Source organism: Polaromonas sp. P3_B4, assembly GCF_056402835.1.
On record NZ_JBFUGQ010000001.1, the window covers coordinates 1745297 to 1770362 of the forward strand.

Consider the following 25066-nt stretch of genomic DNA (forward strand, 5'->3'; position numbering starts at 1 on the left):
TTTTTGTCTCCTGAGTAGCCTGATAAAGCTTTGTTAATCCGCAATACAGCCTCTTGTCGGGCTGTGCGCGGAGCCTGTGTCCAATTGCGCCTAAGCGTGTTTTAAACGCAAATTAGATTCAAGCGTCTAGTTTCTCACAATATTTGTTAAATTTCAAATAGTGCTTATTGATTTCACATTAAGAAATTTCATACGCCTTGGGCAAATCGATACCCATGGCAAATGCCTCTGGCAAATATTGGCTGCGTTACTGAAACCGACGATGCGACAGCGCAGCCTGTAGCCTCACCTTAAAAGATCAGGGTCAACCCTGACCACAGAGGGGCATCTCACTTAAACTGCACCATCCCTATGACCCAGCAAGCCCCTGCCCCCCCCGACACGATGGCGAACTCCGCCACCTTTGCCCTGTGGAGGCGTTGGTGGCGCAAGCAGTCGCCGTCGCGCCAGGACCGTTTCATCACCCTGGGGCCTTTGCTGGCCGTGGTACTGTTTCTGGCAGCCGTGATCGCAGCCTTCGGTTACCTGCGCATCGAAGAAATCGACCGCGAACAGCAGGCCGTCAAGCGCGATGTGGAATACGCCCAGCAACGCCTGCGCCTGCGCCTGCTGGAGCGCCAGGAACAGCTCATGCGCATAGGGCGGGATGTCTCCAACAAGGAAGTGGATACGGAAGAATTCATCTCGCAGGCCGAATCCCTGGTCAACCAGTACCCCGAACTCATGGCAGTCACCTGGGTGGACAGCCGGCGGCGGATCAAGGTGGCTTATGTGTCACCCAGCGCCAACGCCAGCCAGCTGCGCGGCGCGGGCGAGCAACTCAAGGTCGGCGAAACAGACGGCACCTACGACCTGGCAAGAGACCTGCGGCAACCCGTGTATTCGCGCCCGCTGGTGACCAAGGAAGCCAGCGGCTACAACACCCCTACCCTGCAGTTGCAGGTGCCGCTCGATGACCAGGGGAAATTTGCCGGCGTCATCATGGGCGAATACTCCATCGACGGGCTGCTGCGCTTTGGTGTGCCGACGGACGTGACGGCCAAATACGCGGTCACGCTGATCGACGACAAAAACACGGTGCTGGCAGGCAACCTCCCGCCGCCCCGCAACCCTGCAGCCCGGCTTTTGCCCTGGACCGATGCCGCCGCCGAATATGAAATACCGGTTTCACCGGTGGGCAACGGCCTCTTGATTCGCGCGGAAGGCTATCGGGCCTCACTGGGCGTGGTGGGCAGCGGCTTTTTCTGGCTGGTCAGCGCCCTGAGCGCACTGACGGTGTGGATGCTGCTGGGCACCTGGCGCCATACGCGCCGCCGTGTGCAGGCCCAGCAGGCGCTGATTTCCGAAACCAACTTTCGCCGCGCGATGGAGAACTCCATGCTGACCGGCATGCGCGCGCTGGACCTGCAGGGCCGCATCACCTATGTGAACCCGGCGTTTTGCCAGATGACGGGCCTCACTGAAGGCGACCTGGTGGGCCGTACGCCGCCCTTCCCGCATTGGCCGGAAGGCGAGATCGAGACCCTGATGCAGCGGCTGGACGATGAACTGCACGGCCGCACGCCGCCCGGTGGTTTCGAGGTGCGCGTCAAGCGCAAGAACGGCCAGATTTTTGACGCTCGCATGTATGTCTCGCCGCTGATTGATCCGCGCGGCCAGCAAACCGGCTGGATGACGTCCATGACGGACATCACCGAGCCCAAGCGCATTCGCGAAGAACTCACAGCTTCTTACGAACGTTTCACCACGGTACTTGAGGGGCTGGACGCGGCCGTGTCCGTGGCGCCGCTGGGCAGTGAAGAGCTGCTGTTTGCCAACAAGCTGTACCGTTCGTGGTTTGGCGGTGAAGTTTCCGGCCACCTGAACCTGATCGCGCAAGCCGGCGTGCCTTCAGCCGTACCCACCGAAGATGCGCTGGATGCGGTCGATGGCCTGGCGGGCCTGCCGACCGACACGCTGACAGCGGCGCAGACGGAAAACGCCGAAATTTTTGTGCCCGAACTCAGCAAGTGGCTGGAGGTTCGCTCGCGTTACCTCACGTGGGTGGACGGCCGCCTGGCCCAGATGGTGATTGCCACCGACATCACACCGCGGCGCCATGCCGAAGAGCAGGCGGCCCAGCAGAACGAGCGGGCCCAGACTGCGAGCCGCCTGATTACCATGGGGGAAATGGCCTCCAGCGTGGCGCACGAGCTCAACCAGCCGCTGACGGCCATCAACAATTATTGCAACGGCATGGTGTCGCGCATCAAGGGCCAGCAGATCAGCAACGAAGACCTGCTGGTGGCGTTGGAGAAAACCGCCAAACAGGCGCACCGCGCCGGGCAGATCATCCAGCGCATACGGTCCTTCGTCAAACGCAGCGAGCCCAACCGCAGCTCCGCCGACGTGGCGACCATCGTGAGCAATGCGATGGAGCTGGCCGACATCGAGCTGCGGCGCCATCACGTGCGGCTCAGCCACTACATCGCCGCCCGCCTGCCCGACATCATGGTGGACCCCATCCTGATCGAGCAGGTGCTGATCAACCTGATGAAAAACGCGGCTGAGTCGATTGAACAGGCGCACCTGCCGACGGCGCGGCGCAGCGTCGAATTGCGCGTGGTGCCCAAGCAGATTGAAGACCAGGCCGTGGTGGAGTTTTCGGTGCTCGATACGGGGCGCGGCCTGTCGCCTGAAGTCATGGGCCGGCTGTATGAAGCCTTCTATTCGACCAAGGCCGAAGGCATGGGCATAGGCCTCAAACTCTGCCGCAGTATTGTCGAGTCCCACCAGGGAAGAATGGAGGCCCAGAACCTCTACAATGGGGACGAAGTGGTGGGGTGCCGGTTTACCTTCTGGATCCCCGTGACGCCCCTGCTGGCACCGGTGGTGCCTGCTAGCGATACCATAGCAACCAAGGATACCGGCGTTCATTGAAACCCCTTCAAGAACCGTCTTTTCGAGAAGTTCACGAAAGAAAGTTTGGCATGAGCTTGATTCCCAAAAAAGGTACCGTCTACGTCGTTGATGATGACGAGGGCGTGCGCGACTCCCTGCAGTGGCTGCTCGAAGGCAAGGACTACCGGGTCCGCTGCTACGACTCGGCCGAAACCTTTCTCTCCCGCTACGACCCGCGTGAAGTCGCCTGCCTGATAGTCGACATCCGCATGGGCGGCATGACGGGCCTCGAATTGCAGGACCGCCTGGTCGAACGCAAGTCACCGCTCCCCATCGTGTTCATTACCGGCCACGGCGACGTACCCATGGCGGTCAACACCATGAAAAAAGGCGCCATGGATTTCATCCAGAAGCCTTTCCAGGAAGAAGCCCTGGTCAACCTGGTCGAACGCATGCTTGAGCAGGCCAAGGAAGCCTTCAGCGACTACCAGCAATCTGCCAGCCGCGACGCCCTGCTCGCCAAGCTCACCTCGCGCGAAGCGCAGGTGCTCGAGCGCATCGTGGCCGGCCGCCTCAACAAGCAGATTGCCGACGACCTGGGCATCAGCATCAAGACGGTAGAAGCGCACCGCGCCAACATCATGGAAAAGCTCAACGCCAATACCGTGGCCGACCTGCTCAAAATAGCCCTCGGATCCAACGCACCCAAGGGTTGACCTCCTTTCGCTATCTTTTTGATAGCTGCTTGCGCCCGTGATGATTGGATTTGCGGGCGTTTTTACTTGAAAAATCGATAAAAATGACTGCCCAGCTGATCGACGGAAACGCCCTCTCCAAACAACTGCGCGCTGAAGTCGCCCAACGCGCCGCCGCCCTGCGCGCTCGCGGCATCACACCGGGCCTGGCCGTGGTGCTGGTGGGTGAAAACCCGGCCAGCCAGGTCTACGTGCGCAACAAGGTCAAGGCCTGCGAAGACAACGGCCTGCATTCGGTGCTTGAGCAATACCCTGCCACCCTGAGTGAAGCTGACCTGCTGGCACGGGTAGAGGCGCTCAACAACGACCCGGCCATCCACGGCATCCTGGTGCAATTGCCGCTACCGGCGCATATCGATGCGCAAAAAGTCATCGAATCGATCTCGCCCGCAAAAGACGTTGACGGGTTTCACGTCGCCAGCGCAGGCGCGCTCATGGTCGGCCAGCCTGGCTTCTGGCCCTGTACGCCATACGGCTGCATGAAGATGCTGGAAAGCATCGGCTACGACCTCAAAGGCAAGCATGCCGTGGTCATCGGCCGCAGCAACATTGTCGGCAAGCCGATGGCGCTGATGCTGCTGCAAAAGAACGCCACCGTCACCATCTGCCACAGCGCAACCAAAGACCTCAAGGCCATGACGCTGCAGGCCGACGTGATCGTGGCGGCAGTCGGCAAGCGAAACGTATTGACGGCCGACATGGTCAAACCGGGCGCCGTCGTGATCGACGTGGGCATGAACCGCAACGACGAAGGCAAACTCTGCGGTGATGTGGATTTTTCGGGCGTAAAGGAAGTAGCGGGCTACATCACACCGGTACCCGGCGGTGTCGGCCCCATGACCATCACCATGCTGCTGGTCAATACGCTGGAAGCCGCGGAAATGGCCCCCACGGTCGCTCACTCCGTGTAGCCTGCGGCATCTCCCTGCCCCTTTCATCACGAGAGGGGGCCGCTGCGCCTGCGGTCCGGCAGAGCCGGTCCCGCGGCCCCTGCTTGCCGGCGAAACTCAGGTGATTTCGGTTACCGTCGAGCGACTCAGGCGCCACAGCGCCAGGCCGGCGCACAGCCACTGCACCACATAGAAGGCGGTGCCCAGGCCATGCCAGAGCTTGAGATTGCCGCCTTCGGCGCGTGCGCTGATGATACGCGGCGCAACCCCGAACTCCACCAGCAGGGCCAGCAGCAAACCGGCCACTATGAATTTGATAGCTGCTTGCGCTTGCCACGCCAGGGCTGGATCGTCTTTTTTATTAAGAATCAGCAACAGGAACATCGCACAGCCCGTGCTCAGCCATGTTTGCGCGGTAAAGAGTTTGGCGGCCATGGCACCGGCCACGGCGGGGGCTCCCAGATTGGCGAACAGCATCGGGACCATGACGAATCCCAAACTGGTCAAGCTGCCCCACCAGAGAGCTGCCACCATCACATTGAAGCGCTGCTTCATGAATGAAATCAGGATGTTTAGATGTACATCACCGAGATGATTTCATAGCGCTTGAGGCCACCGGGTGCCTGAACTTCAGCCGTATCGCCTTCGTCCTTGCCGATCAGCGCACGTGCAATCGGCGAGCTGATGTTGACCCGGCCCGCCTTGATGTCGGCCTCGTCTTCACCCACGATCTGATAAGTCACCTTGTCGCCGGTATCTTCATCTTCCAGTTCGATGGTGGAACCGAACACGACCTTGCCGCCCGCGTCCAGCTCGGACGGGTCGATGATTTGGGCGGCGGAGAGCTTGCCTTCGATTTCCTGAATACGGCCCTCGATGAAGCCCTGACGGTCCTTGGCGGCGTCGTATTCGGCGTTTTCGCTCAGGTCACCCTGGGCACGCGCTTCGGAAATGGAATTGATGACCCAGGGCCGGTCGACGGTTTTCAGCTGGTGCAGCTCGGCCTTGAGGCTTTCCGCGCCACGCTTGGTAATGGGAATGGTTGCCATGTTTTTTGCTCCTCTCAAAAGCGAAACCGCCACCAGTCACCTGGCGGCGGCGCTTGAATCCAAAATTTCAATCAAACAAGTTTAATGCAAATCGGACCTGCGGAAATCCGGAAAAAACCCGGGTCGTGAGGCTGTCAGCCTAGCTGAGCATGCAACTCCTGCACGGAATAAACCGGCAGGTTGTCCAGGTACTTCATGCCCTCCACGGCCGCTTCGGCGCCGGCAATGGTGGTGTAGGTCGTCACACGGGCCAGCAGCGCAGATGTGCGGATCTGGCGCGAATCGGTAATCGCGTTGCGCCGCTCTTCCACCGTGTTGATGACCAGGGCGATTTCGTTGTTCTTGATCATGTCCACCACGTGCGGCCGGCCTTCGGTGACCTTGTTGACCACGGTGCAGGCGATACCCGCGGCCTGGATGGCGGCCGCAGTGCCTTTGGTGGCCACGATTTCAAACTTCAGGGCCGCCAGCTTGCGCGCGACTTCCACGGCACGCGGTTTGTCATTGTTCTTGACGGTGAGGAACACCTTGCCGGAGGTTGGTAGTTTGGTGCCCGCGCCGAGCTGGGACTTCACGAAGGCTTCGCCGAAAGTTTTGCCCACGCCCATGACTTCGCCCGTGGATTTCATCTCGGGGCCGAGAATCGTGTCCACACCGGGGAACTTGACGAAGGGGAACACCGCTTCCTTGACACTGAAGTAAGGCGGCGTGACTTCGTCCTTGATGCCTTGCGAAGCCAGCGACTGGCCCACCATGCAACGTGCTGCCACTTTGGCCAGCTGTATTCCGGTGGCCTTGCTGACAAAGGGTACCGTGCGCGAGGCACGCGGGTTGACTTCCAGCACGTAGATGACGTCTTTGCCGTCAATGTTCTGGATCGCGAACTGCACGTTCATGAGACCCACCACCGTCAGTGCCTCGGCCATCGCGGCGGTCTGGCGCTTGATTTCGGTGACGGTTTCGGCGCTCAGGGAATATGGCGGCAAAGAGCACGCGGAGTCACCGCTGTGCACGCCGGCCTGCTCGATGTGCTCCATCACGCCCCCGATGAAGGTGCGGCCTTCGGGGTCTCGCAGGCAGTCGACGTCGCATTCGATGGCGTCGTTCAGGAAGCGATCAAGCAGCACAGGTGAATCGTGGCTGACCTTGACGGCCTCGCGCATGTAACGCTCGAGGTCGCGCTGTTCGTGAACGATTTCCATGGCGCGGCCACCCAGCACATAGCTGGGGCGCACGACCAGGGGGTAGCCCAGCGCAGCGGCTTTTTCAAGCGCTTCAGGTTCAGTGCGCGCCGTGGCATTGGGCGGCTGGCGCAACTTCAATTCGTGCAGCAGCTTCTGGAAGCGTTCGCGGTCTTCTGCCGCGTCGATCATGTCAGGCGAGGTGCCGATGATGGGCACGCCGTTGGCTTCGAGGTCCAGCGCCAGCTTCAAAGGCGTCTGGCCGCCGTACTGGACGATCACGCCCAGCGGTTTTTCCTTGTCGACGATTTCGAGCACATCTTCAAGCGTCAGCGGCTCGAAGTAGAGGCGGTCCGAGGTGTCGTAATCGGTAGAGACGGTTTCAGGGTTGCAGTTGACCATGATGGTCTCGTAGCCGTCTTCACGCATGGCCAACGCCGCGTGTACGCAGCAGTAGTCAAACTCGATGCCCTGCCCGATGCGGTTGGGCCCGCCGCCCAGCACCATGATTTTCTTCTTGTCGGTCGGCGCAGCTTCGCACTCGCTGCCTTCGGCCTCGTAGGTCGAATACATATACGCCGTGTTGGTTGCAAACTCGGCGGCGCAGGTGTCCACACGTTTGTAGACCGGGCGCACGCCCAGCGCACGGCGCTTTTCGCGGATGGCCGTGTCGGTGGTCTTGAGTTGCTTGGCCAGGCGACGGTCGGAAAAGCCTTTCTGCTTCAGCGCGCGCAGCGTGACGGCGTCGATCTTGTCGAGCGAGGTGGTTTCCAGCTCGAGCTCGATCTTGACAATTTGCTCGATCTGCACCAGGAACCAGGGGTCGATCTTGGTCAGCGCAAAGACTTCATCGACGCTCATACCCTGGGCGAAAGCATCGCCCACGTACCAGATGCGGTCAGGACCTGGCGCGCCGAGTTCTTTCTCGAGCACTTCGCGGTCTTGCGTCTTCTCGTTCATGCCGTCGACGCCGACTTCCAGGCCGCGCAACGCTTTCTGGAAGGACTCCTGGAAGGTACGGCCCATGGCCATGACCTCACCCACGGATTTCATCTGCGTGGTCAGGCGCGAATCGGCGGCCGGGAATTTCTCGAACGCGAAACGTGGAATTTTGGTCACGACGTAGTCGATGCTGGGCTCAAAACTCGCCGGGGTGGCGCCACCCGTGATTTCGTTGCGCAGCTCGTCGAGCGTGTAGCCCACCGCCAACTTGGCCGCGACCTTGGCAATCGGGAAACCCGTGGCCTTGGAGGCCAGGGCCGAGGAGCGCGATACACGCGGGTTCATCTCGATCACGACCATGCGGCCATCGACCGGGTTGATGGAGAACTGCACGTTGGAGCCGCCGGTGTCCACCCCGATCTCGCGCAGCACGGCCAGCGAGGCATTGCGCAGGATCTGGTATTCCTTGTCGGTCAGCGTCTGGGCGGGTGCCACGGTGATCGAGTCACCGGTATGCACGCCCATCGGATCCAGATTCTCAATCGAGCAGACGATGATGCAGTTGTCGGCGGTGTCACGCACAACTTCCATCTCGTACTCCTTCCAGCCGAGCAGTGATTCTTCAATCAACAGCTCGTTGGTGGGCGAGGCTTCGAGGCCGCGTTTGCAGATCACTTCGAATTCTTCGGAGTTGTAGGCAATGCCGCCGCCGGTGCCGCCCAGCGTGAAGCTGGGGCGGATCACTGTCGGGAAGCCGACGGTCTTCTGTACGGCCCAGGCTTCGTCCATGCTGTGCGCGATGCCGGAGCGGGCTGAGCCCAAACCGATCTTGGTCATCGCGTCCTTGAATTTCAGGCGGTCTTCGGCCTTGTCGATGGCTTCAGGTTTGGCGCCAATCAGCTCGACCTTGTACTTGTCGAGCACGCCGTTGTGCCAGAGGTCGAGCGCGCAGTTGAGCGCAGTCTGACCACCCATGGTCGGCAGGATGGCGTCGGGACGCTCCTTGGCGATGATTTTTTCGACTGTCTGCCAGGTGATGGGCTCGATATAGGTGACGTCGGCGGTGGCCGGGTCGGTCATGATCGTGGCGGGGTTGCTGTTGATCAGGATGACCTTGTAGCCCTCTTCGCGCAGCGCCTTGCAGGCCTGCACGCCGGAGTAGTCGAACTCGCAAGCCTGGCCGATGATGATGGGGCCGGCGCCGATGATGAGGACGGATTTGATGTCTGTACGTTTTGGCATTATTTGTTCCCTCCATGCTGTTCCATGAGGGCTGTGAAACGATCAAACAGATACGAAATATCGTGCGGGCCGGGCGAAGCTTCCGGGTGGCCCTGGAAGCAGAACGCTGGCTTGTCGGTGCGGGCCAGGCCTTGCAGCGTGCCGTCAAACAGGCTGATGTGCGTGGGCCGCAGGTTGGCGGGCAGGCTTTTTTCATCGACCGCAAAACCGTGGTTCTGGCTGGTGATGCTGACGCGGCCGTTGTCCAGGTCTTTCACCGGGTGGTTGGCACCGTGGTGGCCAAACTTCATTTTGAAGGTCTTGGCACCACTGGCCAGCGCCATGATCTGGTGTCCCAGGCAAATGCCGAAAGTCGGAATGCCGGTTTCGATCAGTTCACGCACCGCCTTAATCGCGTAGTCACATGGCTCAGGGTCGCCCGGGCCGTTGGCCAGGAAGATGCCATCGGGTTTGAGCTTGAGCACATCGGCTGCAGGCGTTTGCGCCGGCACCACTGTGATGCGCGCGCCGCGCTCGGCCATCATGCGCAGGATGTTTTTCTTCACGCCGAAGTCGAAAGCCACGACATGGAATTTGGGCGTGATCTGCACGCCGTAACCCGCGCCGAGTTTCCACTCGGTCTGCGTCCATTCGTAGGTTTGCTTGACCGAGACGACCTTGGCCAGGTCCAGGCCGGCCATGCTGGGCGCGCCGCGGGCAGCAGCGACGGCTTTTTCGATCGCTGGCTGGCTCACCGCTTCGCCGGCGGGCAAAGCCAGGATGCACCCGTTTTGCGCGCCCTTGGTACGCAGGTGGCGTGTGAGCTGGCGGGTGTCTATGCCGGCGATGGCGACGGTGTTTTCCTTGACCAGGTATTCGGACAAGGTCATGGTCATGCGGAAGTTCGAGGCCAGCAGCGGCAGGTCCTTGATGATCAGGCCGGCGGCGTGGACTTTTTCAGCCTCGACGTCTTCGGCATTGATGCCGTAGTTGCCGATGTGTGGGTACGTGAGGGTGACGATCTGCTGGCAGTAGCTCGGATCCGTGAGGATTTCCTGGTAGCCGGTCATGGCGGTGTTGAACACCACCTCGCCGACTGTGGAGCCTGCGGCTCCAATGGAATTGCCGATAAAGACCGTGCCGTCTGCGAGCGCCAGTATGGCGTGTGGGGATTTTTCGCGTGATCCCTGTAGAGACAAAAGCACTGGGTTCTCCGGGTTGGTTACGGTTCGCCCAAGCGTGCACAAGAAACGTCTCTGGGAGACTCTTGCTGGCTGCCTTAGTTGGCTGCTTTTGTGAGGGTGTTTGCTTTGTCTGCGCTCGGGCGAAGCTGTGTTTTGAAAAGCCCTTGATTATAGCCTAGGGATGTGGCCTCCACGCTCCCCCGCTTCGTGTGAGTCGCTGCCCCCGAGGGGGCCGCCCGCCTGCGGCCCGGCAAAGCCGAAAATGGCACACCCCTATCGGGCTCACTACGTGTAGCCCATTTCCCCTTGCAGGGGACTGCGCCTGCGGCCGGGCAGAGCCGGTTCCGCGGCTCATGCTGGCTTGAAGATTCAGGGCGAATGCAGGGGAGTATTTCACCAGTGGGGGCCGCGGGTCCGGCTTTGCCGGCCCCAGGCGCCGCCCCCTGCAAGGGGGAACGGGCTACACGCAGTGAGCCTGGACGGGGGTGGGTCTATATCTTCAGCGAACTTGCGTACAGGCAAATTGCGGCCGCGGCTGCCACATTAAGAGACTCCTCGCCCCCCGGCTGGTCGATGCGGACCTTGAGCGCCGCCCGGCTCATGAGGTCGTCGCTAACGCCCTGCCCTTCGTGGCCCATGGCCCACGCACACGGCATAGGCAACTTCTGCTGATGCAAAAAGCTGCCCTGGTGCGAGCTGGTGACAACGATGGGCACGGTCAATGCTGCCAGAGCCTCGGGCTCCAGGCCTTCCACCAGCTGCAGTGCAAAGTGGGCGCCCATACCGGCGCGCAGCACCTTGGGCGACCAGAGGGCCGCCGTGCCCTTGAGGGCGAGAACCTGGCCAAACCCAAAGGCCGCCGCGCTGCGCAGGATGGAGCCCACGTTGCCGGCATCCTGTACCCGGTCCAGAATGACCGAGGATGCATGGGGTTGCGGGCTGGCGGGCGCCGGCAAATCCATCACAAAACCCATGCGCGCGGGTGACTCCAGGCCGCTGATTTCCGGCAGCATTGCATCGGGAATCACTATGTTTTTGATAGCTGCTTGCGCCCATTCAGACTGACTTGCAGACCAAAATGATTCAGAAAAAACTGCGATGGCAGGTTTCAGGCCGCGCGCCAGTGCAGCACGGCATAGATGATCCCCCTCCAGCCAGACGCGGCCCTGCTTGCGGTACGCGGTGCTGTCTTGCGACAGTTTGCGCAGCTCTTTGATCAGGGGGTTGTCGCGCGAAGTGATGTACGTGGCGGAGCCGGAGGACCCGGAGAAGCTGGAACTCACCGCAAGACCTCAGCCACCGGCGCAAAGGACCTGCGATGCTGGGGACAGGCGCCGTGTTCGCGCAACGCAGCCAGATGTTCGGCCGTGCCGTAGCCTTTATGGTCGGCAAATCCGTACTGGGGATACTCAAGATGGAACTCCGCGCACCAACGGTCGCGGTAGACCTTGGCCAGGATCGACGCAGCGGAAATCGAAGGCACCAGCGCGTCACCACCCACGATGGCCTCGGACAGGATCACCAGTGTCGGCAGCCGGTTGCCATCGACCAGCACCTTGTTGGGCTTGAGGCGCAGGCCCTCTACCGCGCGCCGCATGGCCAGCATGGTGGCCTGCAGGATGTTGATGCTGTCGATTTCCTCGGCGGTTGCCAGCGCAATCGAGCAGCACAACGCTTTGGCGCGAATTTCGTCATAGAGTTTTTCGCGGCGCAAGGCCGTGAGCTTCTTGGAGTCGGCCAGCCCCTGAATGGGATTGAGCTCATCAAGAATGACGGCGGCCGCGACCACCGGGCCCATCAACGGTCCCCGGCCAGCTTCGTCCACGCCAGCCACAAGGCCAGGCGTATCCCATGACAAGGGTGTCTGCTCAGCTTTCAAGAATTTGCTGGATCGCATCTGTCGCCAGTTTTGAAGTGTCCCGCTGCAGTTCCGCATGCAGCGCGGTAAATCGTTGTTCTACGGCCGCTATTTTGTCAGGTGCCGAAGACTTTGCGTCAACCCATTTCAGCACGCCCACTGCCAGCGCCTCAGGCGTAGCGGCGTCCTGCAGCAGCTCCGGAACGACAAACTCCCGGCAGAGGATATTGGGCAGGCCCACCCAGGGCTGCAATTTTTTGCGCCGCATGATTTGCCATGACAGCCAGTTCATGTTGTAGGCGATCACCATGGGCCGCTTGAAAAGCGCCGCCTCCAGCGTGGCGGTACCGCTGGCGATCAGCGTTACATCGCATGCCGCCAGTGCACTGTGGGACTGGCCCTCGATGATCTGCAGATGGGGTTTCATTCCTGCCAGGTCGGCATGGCGTTCAATCATGTGCTTCAACGCGGGAATGGCCGGAACTATAAATTTGATAGCTGGTTGCGCACGTTGAATAAGGGCTGCAGCCTTAAAGAATCGTTGAGCGAGGTACTCTATTTCGGATTTCCGGCTGCCGGGAAGAATGGCCACCACGGTGTCTTCATCCTGCAAACCCAGTTTGCGCCGGGCCGCTGCGCGGTCAGGCTGCAGGGGTATGACATTGGCCAGCGGGTGCCCCACATAGGTCGCGGCAATACCATGAGCGGCCAGCAGCGCAGGCTCAAAAGGAAAGATGCACAGCACGTGGTCCACACTGCGCCGTATCTTTTCAACACGGTCGGCACGCCAGGCCCAGATGGAGGGGCTGACAAAATGCACGGTCTTGATGCCTTGGACCTTGAGCGCCGCCTCCAGGTCAAGATTGAAGTCGGGTGCATCAATGCCAAGGAAAAGGTCTGGGCGCTGATCCAGCAGGCGTTGCTTCAGTTGTTCGCGTATGCCGACAATCTCGCGGTAATGCCGCAATACCTCGACATACCCGCGTACCGCGAGCTTTTCACTGGGCCACCAGGCGTTAAAACCGCGACTCGCCATCTGTGAGCCGCCGATACCGTTTGACGTCAGTGCCGGCCAGCGGGCCTTGAAACCATCGAGCAGCAGGCCGGCGAGCAAATCTCCAGAGGTTTCGCCCGCGACCATCGCCACGCAGGGGGAACGGGCTCTCAGGGAATCCGCAACGGGGAGGCCTGCCTCTCTACGGGCTGGCAGAGGGCTTGGCTCCATCAACGACATAGGTCTTACCGGACAATGCCGCGCTGCGGCGAGGTTTGCTCCAGAAATGAAAGCATCATCTGCACGTCAGGCGCAGCATCCGGGTACTTTTCCGTCAGAGCGGCAATGCGCTCGCGCGATACGTCCAGGGTCAGGTCGTCACGGTACAGCGCTTTGTGCATGGCCTTGACAGCGGAAATTCGCTCCGGTGAAAAGCCCCGTCGCCGCAGCCCTTCAAAATTCATGGAGCGCGCCTCGGCCGGTTGTCCCTGCGCCATGACAAAAGGCGGTAAATCGGCAAACAGCAGCGAGCACATGGCGGTGAAGCTGTGGGCACCGATTTTCACGAACTGGTGCGCGACGGTGAAGCCGCCCAGAATCACCCAGTCGCCGACATGCACATGGCCACCCAGTTGGGTGTTGTTGGCAAAAATGGTGTTGTTTCCCACCACGCAGTCGTGCGCCAGATGCACATAGGCCATGAGCCAGTTGTCATCCCCCACACGGGTCACGCCAGTGTCGCCCGGCGAGCCGATGTTGAAGGTGCAGAACTCGCGAATGGTGTTGCGGTCGCCGATCACCAGTTCACAAGGTTCACCCGCGTATTTTTTATCCTGCGGAATTGCACCCAGTGAATTGAACTGGAAAATCCGGTTGTCACGGCCTATGGTGGTGTGTCCTTCGATTACGCAGTGGGCGCCCACGGTGGTGCCGGCACCAATCTTCACGTGCGGACCAATGACCGTATAAGGACCGACGCTCACCGATTCATGGAGCTGGGCTTGCGGACTAATAAGTGCGGTGGAATGTATAGCCGTCATGACAAAATCAACTGTTCAGCGAATAGGTCGGCCAAAAGCCGCATGGGCAAGTCCCCCTTCACACCGGGGCCGCGGGACTGGCTCCGCCAGACCGCAGGCGCAGCAGCCCCCTCGGGGGGCAGCGAATTACGCGAAGCGAAAAGCGTGGGGGCCATTCACGCGATCGTGCGCATGGTGCACATCAATTCGGCTTCGCAGGCAATGGTGTCACCTACCCTGGTGACCCCTTTGAATTTAAAAATGCCGGCCTTCATGCGGTCCAGTGTGACGTCCATGATCAGCTGGTCGCCAGGTTCAACGGGGCGCTTGAAGCGTGCGCCATCGATACCGGCGAAGTAATAGACCGTCTTGTCGTCGGGCGTGACGCCCAGCGTCTCGAAAGCCAGCAGCGCGGCCGCCTGCGCCATAGCTTCCAGTATCAATACCCCCGGCATCACCGGGTGATGGGGAAAGTGCCCCATGAAAAAGGGCTCGTTGATCGTGACGTTTTTGAGCGCCTTGATGCGTTTGCCTTTTTCAATTTCCAGCACACGGTCCACCAGCAGGATGGGATAACGATGCGGCAGCTGTTTGAGAATTTGGTGGATATCCATCATGATTTTTCTTGAGTGTGTCCTGAGTGCAGGATGGCTTTTTCGACCTCCCTGAGACGCTCACGAAGCGTATGAAGCTGCTTGAGCGTAGCGGCATTTTTTTCCCAGACAGCATTGTCGTCGATGGGAAAGAGCCCGGTGTAATGCCCGGGCTTCAAAATGGATCGGGTTACCACCGATGCAGCCGAGACATGCACACCATCGGCGAGCGTCAGGTGGCCCAGCACAATGGCGCCGCCCCCCACCGTGCAATGCGCACCAATCGTGGCGCTGCCCGCGACGCCGGCACAGCCGGCCATGGCGGTATGTTTGCCAATCCGGACGTTGTGGCCGATCTGAACCAGATTGTCGAGCTTCACACCATCTTCCAGCACCGTGTCCTGCAGCGCACCGCGGTCAATACAGGTGTTGGCACCGATCTCGACATCATTGCCGATCTGCACACCGCCGAGTTGCTCGATCTTCACCCACTGCCCCTGGTGCGACGCAAAGCCAAAACCGTCGGCGCCGATCACCGCGCCGGAATGTACGATGCAGCGCTCCCCGACGCGGCAGCCGTCGGCGACAGTCACGCGCGCCGACAATCGGGTGTTCGCGCCGATTTGCGCATGCGGCCCGACGACGCAATGCTCCGCAATCCGCGCATTTTCACCAATCGCCGCGCCTTGGCCGATGCAGGCAAATGCACCAATCGAAACGCCGGACGCCACAGTGGCAGAAGGATCGACATAGGCACTGGGGTGAATGTGCGGAACCACCTGCGGGGAATGCCGCCTCTTCCAGAGTTGGGTGACCAACGCAAAAGCGTGGTAAGGATCGTCTGTGACGATGCAGGCGCCCCGCTTGACTGCGGCCTCGCGCGCGGCGGGCGCCACAATGACGCAGACAGCCTCGGACTGCGCGAGCTTGGACAGGTATTTGGGGTGGCTGAGAAAACTCAGGTCCGCGGGACCGGCAGCCTCCAAAGTGGAGAGCCGCTCTATCTGCAGGCCGGGGTCGCCGACCAGTTCGAGCTGTACTGCACCGGCCAGGGATTCAACGATATCGGCAAGACGGAGTGTCACACTGCGCCTGCCATTTTCACGATGGTGATCGTGGTGAACACCCCGCAATCAACGGGAAGCGTTCAACGCCTTGATCACCTTGTCGGTGATGTCATGCTTGGGATTGACATAGACCGATTCCTGGAGAATCAGGTCGTACTTTTCCGTCTCAGCCAGCGTCTTCACAACTTTGTTGGCGCGTTCGATGACTTGCTGGAGCTCTTCATTTTTGCGGGTGTTCAGGTCTTCCTGAAACTCACGGCGCTTGCGCTGGAAGTCCCGATCCTGGTCAACAAGCTGCTTTTGCCGTGAAACGCGCTGACTCTCGGCAAGCGTTGGGGCTTCACGCTCAAACTTGTCGGAGAGTGTTTTCAGCTGGGTCGCCAGATCGTTCAGCTCTTTTTCACGCTTGCTGAATTCCTGCTCGAGTTTGGTTTGGGCGGCTTTCGCGGAATTGGCTTCCCGGAAAATCCGGTCAAGGTTGACAATCCCGACCTTGAACTCCTGCGCACTTGCGGAGAAACCCGCCAGTGCAATGGCAACGCCCAGGAAAATTTTGATTGAAAAATGCTTCATTAGAAAGATGTACCAATTTGGAATTGCAACCGCTCTATTCTATCGCCTGGCATTTTGCGCAGCGGCGTCGCAATAGCGATGCGCAAGGGCCCCACTGGGGAAATCCAGCTGATACCAATACCTGTGGAGGCCCGCAGGTCATTCACACGGAAACGTTCATTCTCACCAAAAACGTTGCCTGCGTCCACAAACCCATAAAGGCGCAAGGTACGGTCATTGCCCGCACCAGGAAACGGCGCAATGAGTTCGGCATTGAGCGTGAGCTTCTTCGGACCACCGATAGCGAGATCAGACGCATCGCGCGGGCCCAGTGAGCCCTGCTCAAATCCGCGCACGGAACCCAGGCCGCCTGAATAGTAGTTCTTGAAGAGCGGATAGGGCTGGCCACTCAGGCCTTTACCCCAGCCAAACTCGCCGTTAAGCGCAATCGTGAACTGCTTGTTGAGTGGAATGTATTTTTGAGCCTGGTAATTGGCTCGCACAAATTTAATATCGCCGGCAACACCCCAATCACCGTACACACGCTGGTACAGGCCCGAGGTAGGCACCAGCGCGCTGTCGCGGCTGTCGCGCGACCAGCCCACGGTCAACGGAATCGAGTTGCTTTTATAGCCAAACTGGTTCGCATAGTTCAGATAACTGACCGGCAAATTGGTACCCGGCACAATCGTCAATTGCTCGTAGCCAGTACCAAAATAAACCGTGTCGTTCTCGGTAAACGGAACACCGAAACGAATGCTTGCACCACGCGTTTTCAGGCTGTAGTCACCACCTTGGCCCGAGGTCGGCTTCGACGTACGGTCATAGACATCAATGGTGCGCGAAATACCGTCGGCCGTGAAATATGGGTCAATGGTGCTGAGCACAATCTGGCGGTTTGACTTGCTGGTGTTGACTTCAACGCCCAGGTAATTGCCGGAGCCAAAAACGTTTTCCTGCTTGATACCGAATACCAGTGAGAGGCTGTCCGCGCTGGAATACCCCGCACCAAGCTGCAAATTACCGGTTGGTTTTTCAACCACGTTCACCGTAATGTCGACCTGGTCGTTTGTACCGGTCACTTCCTGCGTTTCTACATTCACATCGGTAAAGAAACCCAGACGGTCGACACGGTCGCGGGAAAGCCGGATTTTGTCGCCGTCGTACCAGGACGACTCAAACTGGCGGAACTCGCGACGCACAACTTCATCGCGCGTGCGATTGTTTCCGGCCACGTTGATGCGCCGCACATAAGCACGGCGGGATGGTTCTGCCTGAAGCACAAATGCCACGCGGTTATTGACACGGTCAATTTCCGGCACCGCTTCGACGCGGGCAAAAGCGTAGCCAAAAGTACCGAAATAGTCGCTGAACGCCTTGGTCGTTTCAGCGACCTCGTCCGCGTTGTAGGCCTCACCAGGCGTGATTTTCACTAAAGTCTTGAATTCTTCTTCCTTGTTCAGGTAGTTGCCTTCAAGCTTGACGCCCGAAACCACAAAACGCTCGCCCTCGGTCACGTTGACGGTGATGGCAATGCTTTGTTTGTCCGGGGAAATCGCAACCTGGGTAGAGTCGATCTTGAACTCGAGGTAGCCCCGCGAAAGGTAGTAGGAGCGCAGCGTTTCAATGTCGGCGTTGAGCTTGGTGCGCGAGTAGCGATCCGACTTGGTGTACCAGCTGAGCCAGCCCCCTGTATCAAGGTCAAAGAGGCTCAGGAGGGTTGACTCGCTGAACGCCTTGTTGCCTGTAATGTGGATTTCCTTGATCTTCGCGACATCGCCTTCGGTCACACTGAAAGTCAGGTTGACCCGATTGCGTTCGATCGGCGTGACTGTGGTGACAATTTCAACGCCGTACAGGCTCTTGTTGATGTACTGGCGCTTGAGCTCCTGCTCCGCCTTGTCGGCGAGCGCCTTGTCGAACGGCTGGCCATCCGCAACACCGGCCTCGCGGAGTGCCTTCTTGAGCGCGTCCTTGTCGAACTCCTTGGCACCCACAAAGTCCACGTCAGCAACGGTGGGACGCTCTTCAACGATCACCACCAATACGTCGCCACTGACTTCAAGCCGCACGTCCTTGAACAGACCCAGCCCAAACAGCGCACGAATGGCGGTGGAACCCTTGTCGTCGTTATAGGTTTCGCCGACCCGAAAGGGCAAGGAGGCAAAAATGGTTCCGGGCTCAACGCGCTGCAAGCCTTCAACCCGGATATCACGCACCGTGAAAGGGTCAACGGCCCAAGCCGAACTGGCTGCAAAAAGACCGGCGGCGATAGCGCAAACTGCACGAACTTTGAAGCGATTTATTTGTTTTTGCATGAAATGTAAGGAATTAGCCCAAAAGCCGGGTGACATCGTTAAACAGGGCAACGCACATCATGCCCAGCAGGATAGCAACGCCACCGCGCTGCAACCGGTCCATCCAGGCGTCGGACACGCCCCGGCCGGTGATCCCCTCCCAAAGATAATACATCAGGTGCCCCCCATCCAGAACCGGCAGCGGCAGTAAATTCAGGACGCCAAGGCTCACGCTGATAAGGGCCAGAAACAGCAGATAACTGCTCCACCCAAGGCTGGCTGACTTCCCCGCATAGTCCGCAATCGTGAGCGGGCCACTCAGGTTTTTAAGCGACGCCTCGCCGATGACCATTTTCCCAATCATCTTGAGTGTGAGCAGCGAAACCTGCCAGGTGCGGACGGCGCCTTGCCACAAACCATCGACAGGGCCGTAGCGCACCGTGACAAACTCGGGAGGAGACCCCACGTAGGCTTCAATCCGAGGGACCATCACTCCGTTCACCGCCTTGAGCTCAGGCGTCACTTGCAGCACTACGGATGCGCCGGCACGGCTGATTTGCCATGCCTGCGGGACGACGGAAGCCCCGGCGCCGGGCGAGCGGGCAGAGGTACGTATCACCTCGCGCAGCTGTTGCCCATCCACAATGGCCGTCTCGCCGATGCGAAGCACGAGATCGTCGGCACGCAGTCCGGATTTTTCGGCGGCGCCCCCGGGCATCACATTACCAATTACGGGACGGGTCCAGGGGCCGAGAATGCCAATTTTCCTGAACAGGTCGGCATCTGCTTCGGGTGCACCCAGCGTACTGAGCGGCAACCGCACAGTCTGCCCTGACGCTGCGCCATCGCTGCCAAGCACCAAGGTGAGGTCGCGACCATCCAGTGCACCTTGCGTGAGCCTCCAGCGCAAGTCTTCAAAAGAATGAACGACCTCCAGGTCGTCACCTTCAAAAGCCGCCTGCTGAACCGTTTCTCCGCCATCCAGGCCAGCCTTTTCGGCAAGCGATCCTGCCACCGGGCTGGCCAAAATGGCTTTGGGCTCCTGCAAGCCACTCCAGTTGACCACGGCATACAGCACTATGGCCAGCAGCAAATTGGCGGCCGGGCCTGCGGCCACCACGGCAACCCGCGATTTCAGCGGCTGGGTATTAAAAGCCAGATGGCGCTCGGATGGATCCACCGGGGCCTCACGCTCATCCAGCATCTTGACGTAGCCGCCCAGAGGCAGCATGCCGATGGAAAACTCTGTCGACTTGTTTTTGAGCTTCCAGGTGTAAATCGGTTTGCCGAATCCGATGGAAAATTTCAGAACCTTTATGCCACACGCCACTGCGACGCGGTAATGGCCGTATTCGTGCACGGCAATCAGGATACCGAGAGTCACAACGAAAGAAACCAGTGTCAGCATCTCAGGACTCCAGACCTTGGGTGATTTGAGTGGCAACGCGGCGGGCCTGCTCATCCAGCGCCAGCAAGCCCGCTATATCGTCCACCTGAGAGACTGCCGCGGCCTCCAAAGTTGCATGGTTTACATGATGAATGTGGTCGAAGCGGATGCGCCGGTCCAAAAAGGCCGCAACAGCAATCTCATTGGCTGCGTTCAGTACCACGCAAGTGCCCGGCGGCGCACGCAAACTCTCCCAGGCCAAAGGCAGGCAGGGAAAGCGCTGAAAGTCCGGGACCTCGAATGTCATGGCGGCCATACGGGCAAAATCCAGGCGCGCCGTGCCGCTTTCGATCCGTTCCGGCCAGGACAAGCCATAGGCAATCGGCACCCGCATATCCGGCGTACCCAGCTGGGCCATCACCGATGCGTCATGGAACTGCACCATCGAATGGATGATTTGCTGCGGATGGATCACCACCTCGATCTGCTCCGGCACGACACCAAACAGGTACTTGGCTTCAATCACCTCCAAAGCCTTGTTCATCATCGTGGCCGAATCCACAGAAATCTTGCGGCCCATCGAAAAATTCGGGTGCGTGCAGGCCTGCTCGGGCGTTACGTCGCGCAGAGTTGCCGGATCACGGGCGCGAAAAGGACCGCCCGACGAGGTCAGCATGATTTTTTCGATGCGCCGGGGCCACACCGCCGGGTCTTCGGGCAATGACTGGAAAATGGCCGAATGCTCACTGTCAATCGGTAGCAACCGGGCACCCCCTTCACGAACCGCCCGCATAAACACTTCGCCGCCGACGACAAGGGCCTCCTTGTTGGCGAGCAGCAGGCGCTTGCCCGCCTTTGCGGCCGCCACGCATGGGCCTAACCCGGCAGCGCCCACAATAGCGGCCATGACGGTATCCACCAACTCGTGTGACGCTATCATTTCGAGAGCGTCTTGCGCCCATAGAACCTGCACCGGAAGCTGATTTACCTTGATCTTCTCCGCCAGCAAACGGGCATGCGGCTCACTGGCCATCACCGCGTATTGGGGTTTGAACTGGGCGCACTGCGCCAGCATCAAGTCCGTTTGGGTTGCCGCGCTGAGGGCAAACACCTCAAAGCGCTCAGGGTGGCGGGCGATGACATCAAGCGTGTTGACACCAATGGACCCCGTGGAGCCCAAAACGGTCACACGCTGCTTTTCAAAGGACATACGGGAGCAAAGCCTAAAGGGTAACCAGCATCATCGCCAGGGGCAGTGTGGGCAATAGCGCGTCGACCCGGTCGAGCACGCCGCCGTGGCCCGGCAACAGGCCGCTGGAGTCTTTCACCCCGGCACTGCGCTTGATAAGGGACTCGACCAGATCGCCCACCACACTCATGGCGGCCAGGAAAATAACCGCCAGCAGCATGACGACCATGCCGTGATGATCAGCCAGCCGGCTGTAAAGCGTGGCGTCAGCCCAGAAGCCACCGCCAATGCCCGCGCGGCCCAGCCACACCCAGGCCAGCGACAGCGCCACCACACCGGCCATGCCGCCCCACACGCCCTCCCAGCTTTTACCCGGGCTGATTGAAGGAGCCAGCTTGCCCTTGCTGAACCGGCCTCCCAGGGCGCGACCCGCAAAGTAGGCAAAGATATCGGCCACCCAGACCAGCAGCAGAACGGACAGCAAAAAGTCAATGCCTGCCACACGGGCCTGTGCCACAGCCAGCCAGGCGACCAACAACGCAGCCAGCCCCCCTGGAAGGCGAATTACTTTGGGTATGCGCGGCCAGCCCGCCACGCCATTGCGCAGCAACCAGCCACCGGCAAGCACCCAGGCAGCACCTGCAGCAGCCCAAAGAAGCGGCAGCGGCTTTACGAGCAGGCCAAAGTACCACGCGAGCGCGCACAGCCCGACACAAACGGCGGCGAGCCCCACAGAGGCTCCCTGCCCGAGTGCATTCAGCCGGCCCCACTCCCAGGCACCCGCAGCAATCAACAGCAGCGCGACGGCACAAAAGGGCTCTGGCGTCTTGTAGAAAAGGGCTGGCAGCAAAATAGCCAGAAGGACAATCGCTGTGATCACGCGCTGTTTAAGCATCAGGCAGCCTTTGTATTTTCATTGGTGCTGCGGCCGCTGACCTGGGCGGAGGTCTTGCCGAAGCGTCGTTCGCGAGTCCGAAAGACGGCTATCGCCTCGTCCAGCGCCGTCTCGTCAAATTCAGGCCACAACTTGTCGGAGAAATGCAGCTCTGAATAAGCTGCCTGCCACAGCAAAAAATTACTGATCCGCAATTCACCGCCTGTGCGAATCAGCAGATCCGGGTCCGGCACGTGCGCCAGTGCCATCTCCCTGTCCAGCGACAGCTCGGTAATGGCTTCACCGCGGCTGGCCAATCTGTTGGCAGCCTGGGCAATATCCCAGCGGCCGCCGTAGTTGAAGCACACATTAAAAACCAGCCGTTGGTTGGTGGAGGTGTCGAGCTCAGCTTGCGCCAGCCCTGCCTGGACTTTCTCGGAAAGCCGCAGGCGGTCTCCGACAAAACGCAGTTGCACGCCGTTGGCATTCAGGCTGGGGACTTCCTTGGAAAGAGAATAGGCAAGCAACTCCATCAGCCCGGACACCTCTTCAGCCGGCCGGTTCCAGTTCTCGGAAGAAAAAGCGAAAACCGTGAGGACGCCGATGCCGCGGTCCAGGCATGCGCGAACGCAGCGGCTGAGCGAATCAACGCCCTGCTTGTGGCCCGCAATGCGGGGTAAAAACCGTTTGGTCGCCCAGCGACCATTGCCATCCATAACGATGGCAACGTGGTGCGGGACTATGGGATGGGCGGTGGCCATGGTGAATCAGGCCAGACGACGAGGCGTCAAACCGCCATGATGTCTTGTTCCTTGCCGGCGACCAGTTTGTCGACTTCGGCAATGAAACGATCCGTGAACTTCTGGATATCGTCCTGCGAACGGCGTTCGTCGTCTTCAGAAGCGAGCTTGTCCTTGACGAGTTTCTTGACGCCATCATTGGCATCGCGGCGCAGGTTGCGAATAGCCACTTTGGCGTGCTCCCCTTCGGCGCGCACGACTTTGGTAAGTTCGCGACGGCGCTCTTCGGTCATGGCCGGCATGGGCACGCGGATCAGGTCACCCTGCGCGGCCGGATTGAGTCCCAGGTCTGAATCACGGATGGCCTTTTCGATCTTGGCGCCCATGCCTTTTTCCCAGGGCGAGACGCTGATGGTGCGGGCGTCGAGCAGCGACACATTGGCCACCTGGCTGATCGGCACCATGGAGCCGTAATAATCAACATGCACGGTATCGAGCAAACCGGGGTTGGCGCGGCCAGTGCGGATCTTGGTCAGGCCATTTTTGAACGAGTCAATGGACTGCTGCATCTTTTGCTCTGCCTGCTGCTTGACTTCAACAATGCTCATGGTCGAATCTCCGGATTTTTATAGCGAAAAAGAACAAGCTGGGACAGGAGGCTCAGACGTGAACCAGGGTTCCCTCGTCCTCGCCCTGCACGACGCGCTTGAGCGCACCATGCTTGAAAATACTGAACACCTTGATGGGCAGCTTCTGGTCACGGCACAGCGCAAAAGCGGTGGCATCCATGACCTCGAGGTTTTTGCCCATGGCTTCATCAAACGTGATGTTGGTGTAGCGCGTGGCTTTCGGGTCTTTCTTGGGGTCCGCAGTGTACACACCGTCGACCTTGGTGGCCTTCAGCACGATCTCAGCGCCGATCTCAGCGCCGCGCAATGCGGCTGCCGTATCGGTGGTGAAAAACGGGTTGCCGGTGCCGGCCGCGAAGATGACGACCTTGCCTTCTTCGAGGTACTGCAGGGCTTTGGGACGAACATAAGGCTCGACCACGCGCTCAATGCCGATGGCCGACATTACGCGAGCGATCAGCCCGGCCTTGTCCATCGTGTCGCCCAAGGCGAGCGCGTTCATCACGGTGGCCAGCATGCCCATGTAGTCGGCGGTGGCGCGGTCCATGCCGACGGAACCGCCGGCCACACCGCGAAAAATGTTGCCGCCGCCGATCACGACCGCCACTTCGACACCCATGCGGGTGACTTCGGCAATCTCTTCCACCATGCGCACGATGGTCGCGCGGTTGATGCCAAAGGCATCATCCCCCATCAAGGCCTCACCTGACAGTTTTAACAAGATTCGCTTGTAGGCTGGCATGTGAGAGCTTTCTTTGTTGGGTTGTCTGAAGTTTAGCGGCCTTCCGGCTGGACTGAAATGCTCAAGCAGCCTTGGCTGCGGCGACCTGGGCGGCGACTTCGGCAGCGAAATCGTCCACCTTTTTCTCAATGCCTTCACCCACGACATACAGCGTGAAAGACTTGATCGTTGTCGCTTTTTCCTTGAGCATTTGCTCGACGGTCTGCTTGTCGTTCTTGACGAAAGTCTGGTTGTACAGGCTGACTTCCTTCAGGTACTTCTGCACGCCACCTTCGATACGCTTTGCAACAATTTCAGCGGACTGGACGGCCTTGCCTTCAGCCTGTGCCTTGGCGGCATCTTCAGCGGCCTTGGCTGCAGCAACCGAGCGCTCCTTGGCGACCAGTTCGGCGGGAACTTCAGCGCTGGACAGGGACACGGGCTTCATCGCGGCCACATGCATGGCGACATCCTTGGCTGCGGCTTCGTCGCCTTCAAACTCCACGACTACGCCGATACGCGTGCCGTGCAGGTAAGAGGCCAGCTTGCTGCCCGAGAAACGCTTGAAGCGGCGCACGCTCATGTTTTCGCCGATCTTGCCGATCAGGCCCTTGCGCACGTCTTCGACCGTCGGGCCAAAGCCGTCAAGCGACAAAGGCATGGCGCCAACAGCTTCCACGTCGGCCGGGTTGTTCTTGACAATCCCTTCGACCACTGCCTTGGTGAAGGCCAGGAAGCTGTCGTTCTTGGTCACGAAGTCGGTTTCGCAATTGATTTCCACCAGCGCGCCCACATCGCCTTCGCGGTGCGCAGCCACAACGCCTTCGGCGGTGACGCGGGAAGCGGCCTTGCCGGCCTTGCTGCCGAGCTTGACGCGCAGGATTTCTTCGGCTTTTTCGAAGTTGCCTTCAGCTTCGGTCAGTGCTTTCTTGCACTCCATCATGGGGGCGTCGGTCTTGGCGCGCAGTTCAGCGACCATGCTTGCAGTAATTGCCATCTTTGTTTCTCCGTTTGTCGTTTTTGACACGCTGGAAGCGATCAATT

General features: G+C 59.8%; 22 protein-coding genes. 3 read left to right on the forward strand and 19 right to left on the reverse strand.

The window, feature by feature from the left end; translation table 11 throughout:
* Positions 1–351: 351 nt before the first annotated feature.
* The 3 genes from AC1DVV_RS08425 (at position 352) to folD (ending at position 4546) form a co-directional block, all read left to right on the forward strand.
* Positions 352–2919, forward strand: coding sequence for a PAS domain S-box protein (locus tag AC1DVV_RS08425; RefSeq protein ID WP_457280576.1), 2568 nt, complete (start codon positions 352–354; stop codon positions 2917–2919).
* Between the two features lie 50 nt (positions 2920–2969).
* Positions 2970–3596, forward strand: a complete 627-nt coding sequence (locus AC1DVV_RS08430; RefSeq protein ID WP_348047552.1) for a response regulator transcription factor — start codon at positions 2970–2972, stop codon at positions 3594–3596.
* 83 nt (positions 3597–3679) lie between these two features.
* Positions 3680–4546, forward strand: coding sequence for a bifunctional methylenetetrahydrofolate dehydrogenase/methenyltetrahydrofolate cyclohydrolase FolD (gene folD / locus AC1DVV_RS08435; protein WP_477665858.1), 867 nt, complete (start codon positions 3680–3682; stop codon positions 4544–4546).
* 96 nt (positions 4547–4642) lie between these two features.
* On the opposite strand, the gene AC1DVV_RS08440 is transcribed toward folD, so the two are convergent.
* The 19 genes from AC1DVV_RS08440 to tsf all read right to left on the reverse strand — a co-directional run bounded on the left by AC1DVV_RS08440 (position 4643) and on the right by tsf (position 25019).
* Positions 4643–5080, reverse strand: a complete 438-nt coding sequence (locus AC1DVV_RS08440; protein WP_477702204.1) for a DUF4149 domain-containing protein — start codon at positions 5078–5080, stop codon at positions 4643–4645.
* 17 nt (positions 5081–5097) lie between these two features.
* A complete protein-coding gene (gene greA / locus AC1DVV_RS08445) occupies positions 5098–5574 on the reverse strand; it encodes a transcription elongation factor GreA (RefSeq protein WP_457280573.1) in 477 nt (158 codons plus the stop codon).
* A 134-nt stretch (positions 5575–5708) separates the two neighbouring features.
* Entirely contained in the window at positions 5709–8939 is a 3231-nt protein-coding gene (gene carB, locus AC1DVV_RS08450) for a carbamoyl-phosphate synthase large subunit (protein WP_457280572.1), read from the reverse strand.
* On the reverse strand, positions 8939–10123 hold the full coding sequence (gene carA / locus AC1DVV_RS08455; protein WP_457280571.1) for a glutamine-hydrolyzing carbamoyl-phosphate synthase small subunit: 1185 nt from the start codon (positions 10121–10123) through the stop codon (positions 8939–8941). Before carA ends, carB begins: the two co-directional genes overlap by 1 nt.
* A gap of 470 nt (positions 10124–10593) precedes the next feature.
* Positions 10594–11385 (reverse strand): TrmH family RNA methyltransferase, encoded by a 792-nt coding sequence (locus AC1DVV_RS08460; RefSeq protein ID WP_457280570.1) that lies wholly within the window; start codon positions 11383–11385, stop codon positions 10594–10596.
* The gene (rnhB, locus tag AC1DVV_RS08465) at positions 11382–11999 is read right to left on the reverse strand and encodes a ribonuclease HII (RefSeq protein ID WP_457280569.1); all 618 of its coding nucleotides are present in this window, start codon (positions 11997–11999) and stop codon (positions 11382–11384) included. The genes AC1DVV_RS08460 and rnhB overlap by 4 nt, the downstream gene beginning before the upstream one ends.
* The gene (gene lpxB / locus AC1DVV_RS08470; RefSeq protein WP_477707182.1) at positions 11971–13185 is read right to left on the reverse strand and encodes a lipid-A-disaccharide synthase; all 1215 of its coding nucleotides are present in this window, start codon (positions 13183–13185) and stop codon (positions 11971–11973) included. Before lpxB ends, rnhB begins: the two co-directional genes overlap by 29 nt.
* Before the next feature lie 14 nt (positions 13186–13199).
* On the reverse strand, positions 13200–13994 hold the full coding sequence (gene lpxA, locus AC1DVV_RS08475) for an acyl-ACP--UDP-N-acetylglucosamine O-acyltransferase (protein ID WP_457280567.1): 795 nt from the start codon (positions 13992–13994) through the stop codon (positions 13200–13202).
* A gap of 155 nt (positions 13995–14149) precedes the next feature.
* Positions 14150–14590 carry a 3-hydroxyacyl-ACP dehydratase FabZ gene (gene fabZ / locus AC1DVV_RS08480; protein ID WP_457280566.1) on the reverse strand — a complete coding sequence of 147 codons (441 nt, stop codon included), beginning with the start codon at positions 14588–14590 and terminating at the stop codon, positions 14150–14152.
* The gene (lpxD, locus tag AC1DVV_RS08485) at positions 14587–15651 is read right to left on the reverse strand and encodes a UDP-3-O-(3-hydroxymyristoyl)glucosamine N-acyltransferase (protein ID WP_457280565.1); all 1065 of its coding nucleotides are present in this window, start codon (positions 15649–15651) and stop codon (positions 14587–14589) included. The genes fabZ and lpxD overlap by 4 nt, the downstream gene beginning before the upstream one ends.
* Positions 15652–15699: 48 nt before the next feature.
* Positions 15700–16206: an OmpH/Skp family outer membrane protein gene (locus AC1DVV_RS08490; RefSeq protein WP_457280564.1), complete on the reverse strand. Its 507-nt coding sequence runs from the start codon at positions 16204–16206 to the stop codon at positions 15700–15702.
* Positions 16206–18503: an outer membrane protein assembly factor BamA gene (bamA, locus tag AC1DVV_RS08495; protein ID WP_457280563.1), complete on the reverse strand. Its 2298-nt coding sequence runs from the start codon at positions 18501–18503 to the stop codon at positions 16206–16208. The genes AC1DVV_RS08490 and bamA overlap by 1 nt, the downstream gene beginning before the upstream one ends.
* A gap of 13 nt (positions 18504–18516) precedes the next feature.
* Entirely contained in the window at positions 18517–19890 is a 1374-nt protein-coding gene (gene rseP, locus AC1DVV_RS08500) for an RIP metalloprotease RseP (protein ID WP_457280562.1), read from the reverse strand.
* 1 nt (position 19891) lies between these two features.
* Positions 19892–21079: a 1-deoxy-D-xylulose-5-phosphate reductoisomerase gene (ispC, locus tag AC1DVV_RS08505; protein WP_457280561.1), complete on the reverse strand. Its 1188-nt coding sequence runs from the start codon at positions 21077–21079 to the stop codon at positions 19892–19894.
* A gap of 13 nt (positions 21080–21092) precedes the next feature.
* Positions 21093–21953, reverse strand: a complete 861-nt coding sequence (locus AC1DVV_RS08510; protein ID WP_457280560.1) for a phosphatidate cytidylyltransferase — start codon at positions 21951–21953, stop codon at positions 21093–21095.
* Positions 21953–22693 carry a polyprenyl diphosphate synthase gene (uppS, locus tag AC1DVV_RS08515; protein WP_457280559.1) on the reverse strand — a complete coding sequence of 247 codons (741 nt, stop codon included), beginning with the start codon at positions 22691–22693 and terminating at the stop codon, positions 21953–21955. Before uppS ends, AC1DVV_RS08510 begins: the two co-directional genes overlap by 1 nt.
* A gap of 26 nt (positions 22694–22719) precedes the next feature.
* Positions 22720–23280, reverse strand: a complete 561-nt coding sequence (gene frr / locus AC1DVV_RS08520; protein ID WP_457280558.1) for a ribosome recycling factor — start codon at positions 23278–23280, stop codon at positions 22720–22722.
* Between the two features lie 52 nt (positions 23281–23332).
* Positions 23333–24043 (reverse strand): UMP kinase, encoded by a 711-nt coding sequence (gene pyrH / locus AC1DVV_RS08525; RefSeq protein ID WP_036838012.1) that lies wholly within the window; start codon positions 24041–24043, stop codon positions 23333–23335.
* A 61-nt stretch (positions 24044–24104) separates the two neighbouring features.
* The gene (gene tsf / locus AC1DVV_RS08530; protein WP_457280557.1) at positions 24105–25019 is read right to left on the reverse strand and encodes a translation elongation factor Ts; all 915 of its coding nucleotides are present in this window, start codon (positions 25017–25019) and stop codon (positions 24105–24107) included.
* Positions 25020–25066 lie beyond the last annotated feature (47 nt).

Bases quoted from the DNA above. Each gene is read 5' to 3' on its own strand.
- AC1DVV_RS08425 (WP_457280576.1), top strand. From the start codon at position 352: ATGACCCAGCAAGCCCCTGCCCCCCCCGACACGATGGCGAACTCCGCC.
- AC1DVV_RS08430 (WP_348047552.1), top strand. From the start codon at position 2,970: ATGAGCTTGATTCCCAAAAAAGGTACCGTCTACGTCGTTGATGATGAC.
- folD (WP_477665858.1), top strand. From the start codon at position 3,680: ATGACTGCCCAGCTGATCGACGGAAACGCCCTCTCCAAACAACTGCGC.
- AC1DVV_RS08440 (WP_477702204.1), bottom strand. From the start codon at position 5,080: ATGAAGCAGCGCTTCAATGTGATGGTGGCAGCTCTCTGGTGGGGCAGC.
- greA (WP_457280573.1), bottom strand. From the start codon at position 5,574: ATGGCAACCATTCCCATTACCAAGCGTGGCGCGGAAAGCCTCAAGGCC.
- carB (WP_457280572.1), bottom strand. From the start codon at position 8,939: ATGCCAAAACGTACAGACATCAAATCCGTCCTCATCATCGGCGCCGGC.
- rnhB (WP_457280569.1), bottom strand. From the start codon at position 11,999: ATGCGATCCAGCAAATTCTTGAAAGCTGAGCAGACACCCTTGTCATGG.
- lpxB (WP_477707182.1), bottom strand. From the start codon at position 13,185: ATGGAGCCAAGCCCTCTGCCAGCCCGTAGAGAGGCAGGCCTCCCCGTT.
- lpxA (WP_457280567.1), bottom strand. From the start codon at position 13,994: ATGACGGCTATACATTCCACCGCACTTATTAGTCCGCAAGCCCAGCTC.
- fabZ (WP_457280566.1), bottom strand. From the start codon at position 14,590: ATGATGGATATCCACCAAATTCTCAAACAGCTGCCGCATCGTTATCCC.
- AC1DVV_RS08490 (WP_457280564.1), bottom strand. From the start codon at position 16,206: ATGAAGCATTTTTCAATCAAAATTTTCCTGGGCGTTGCCATTGCACTG.
- bamA (WP_457280563.1), bottom strand. From the start codon at position 18,503: ATGCAAAAACAAATAAATCGCTTCAAAGTTCGTGCAGTTTGCGCTATC.
- rseP (WP_457280562.1), bottom strand. From the start codon at position 19,890: ATGCTGACACTGGTTTCTTTCGTTGTGACTCTCGGTATCCTGATTGCC.
- ispC (WP_457280561.1), bottom strand. From the start codon at position 21,079: ATGTCCTTTGAAAAGCAGCGTGTGACCGTTTTGGGCTCCACGGGGTCC.
- AC1DVV_RS08510 (WP_457280560.1), bottom strand. From the start codon at position 21,953: ATGCTTAAACAGCGCGTGATCACAGCGATTGTCCTTCTGGCTATTTTG.
- uppS (WP_457280559.1), bottom strand. From the start codon at position 22,693: ATGGCCACCGCCCATCCCATAGTCCCGCACCACGTTGCCATCGTTATG.
- frr (WP_457280558.1), bottom strand. From the start codon at position 23,280: ATGAGCATTGTTGAAGTCAAGCAGCAGGCAGAGCAAAAGATGCAGCAG.
- pyrH (WP_036838012.1), bottom strand. From the start codon at position 24,043: ATGCCAGCCTACAAGCGAATCTTGTTAAAACTGTCAGGTGAGGCCTTG.
- tsf (WP_457280557.1), bottom strand. From the start codon at position 25,019: ATGGCAATTACTGCAAGCATGGTCGCTGAACTGCGCGCCAAGACCGAC.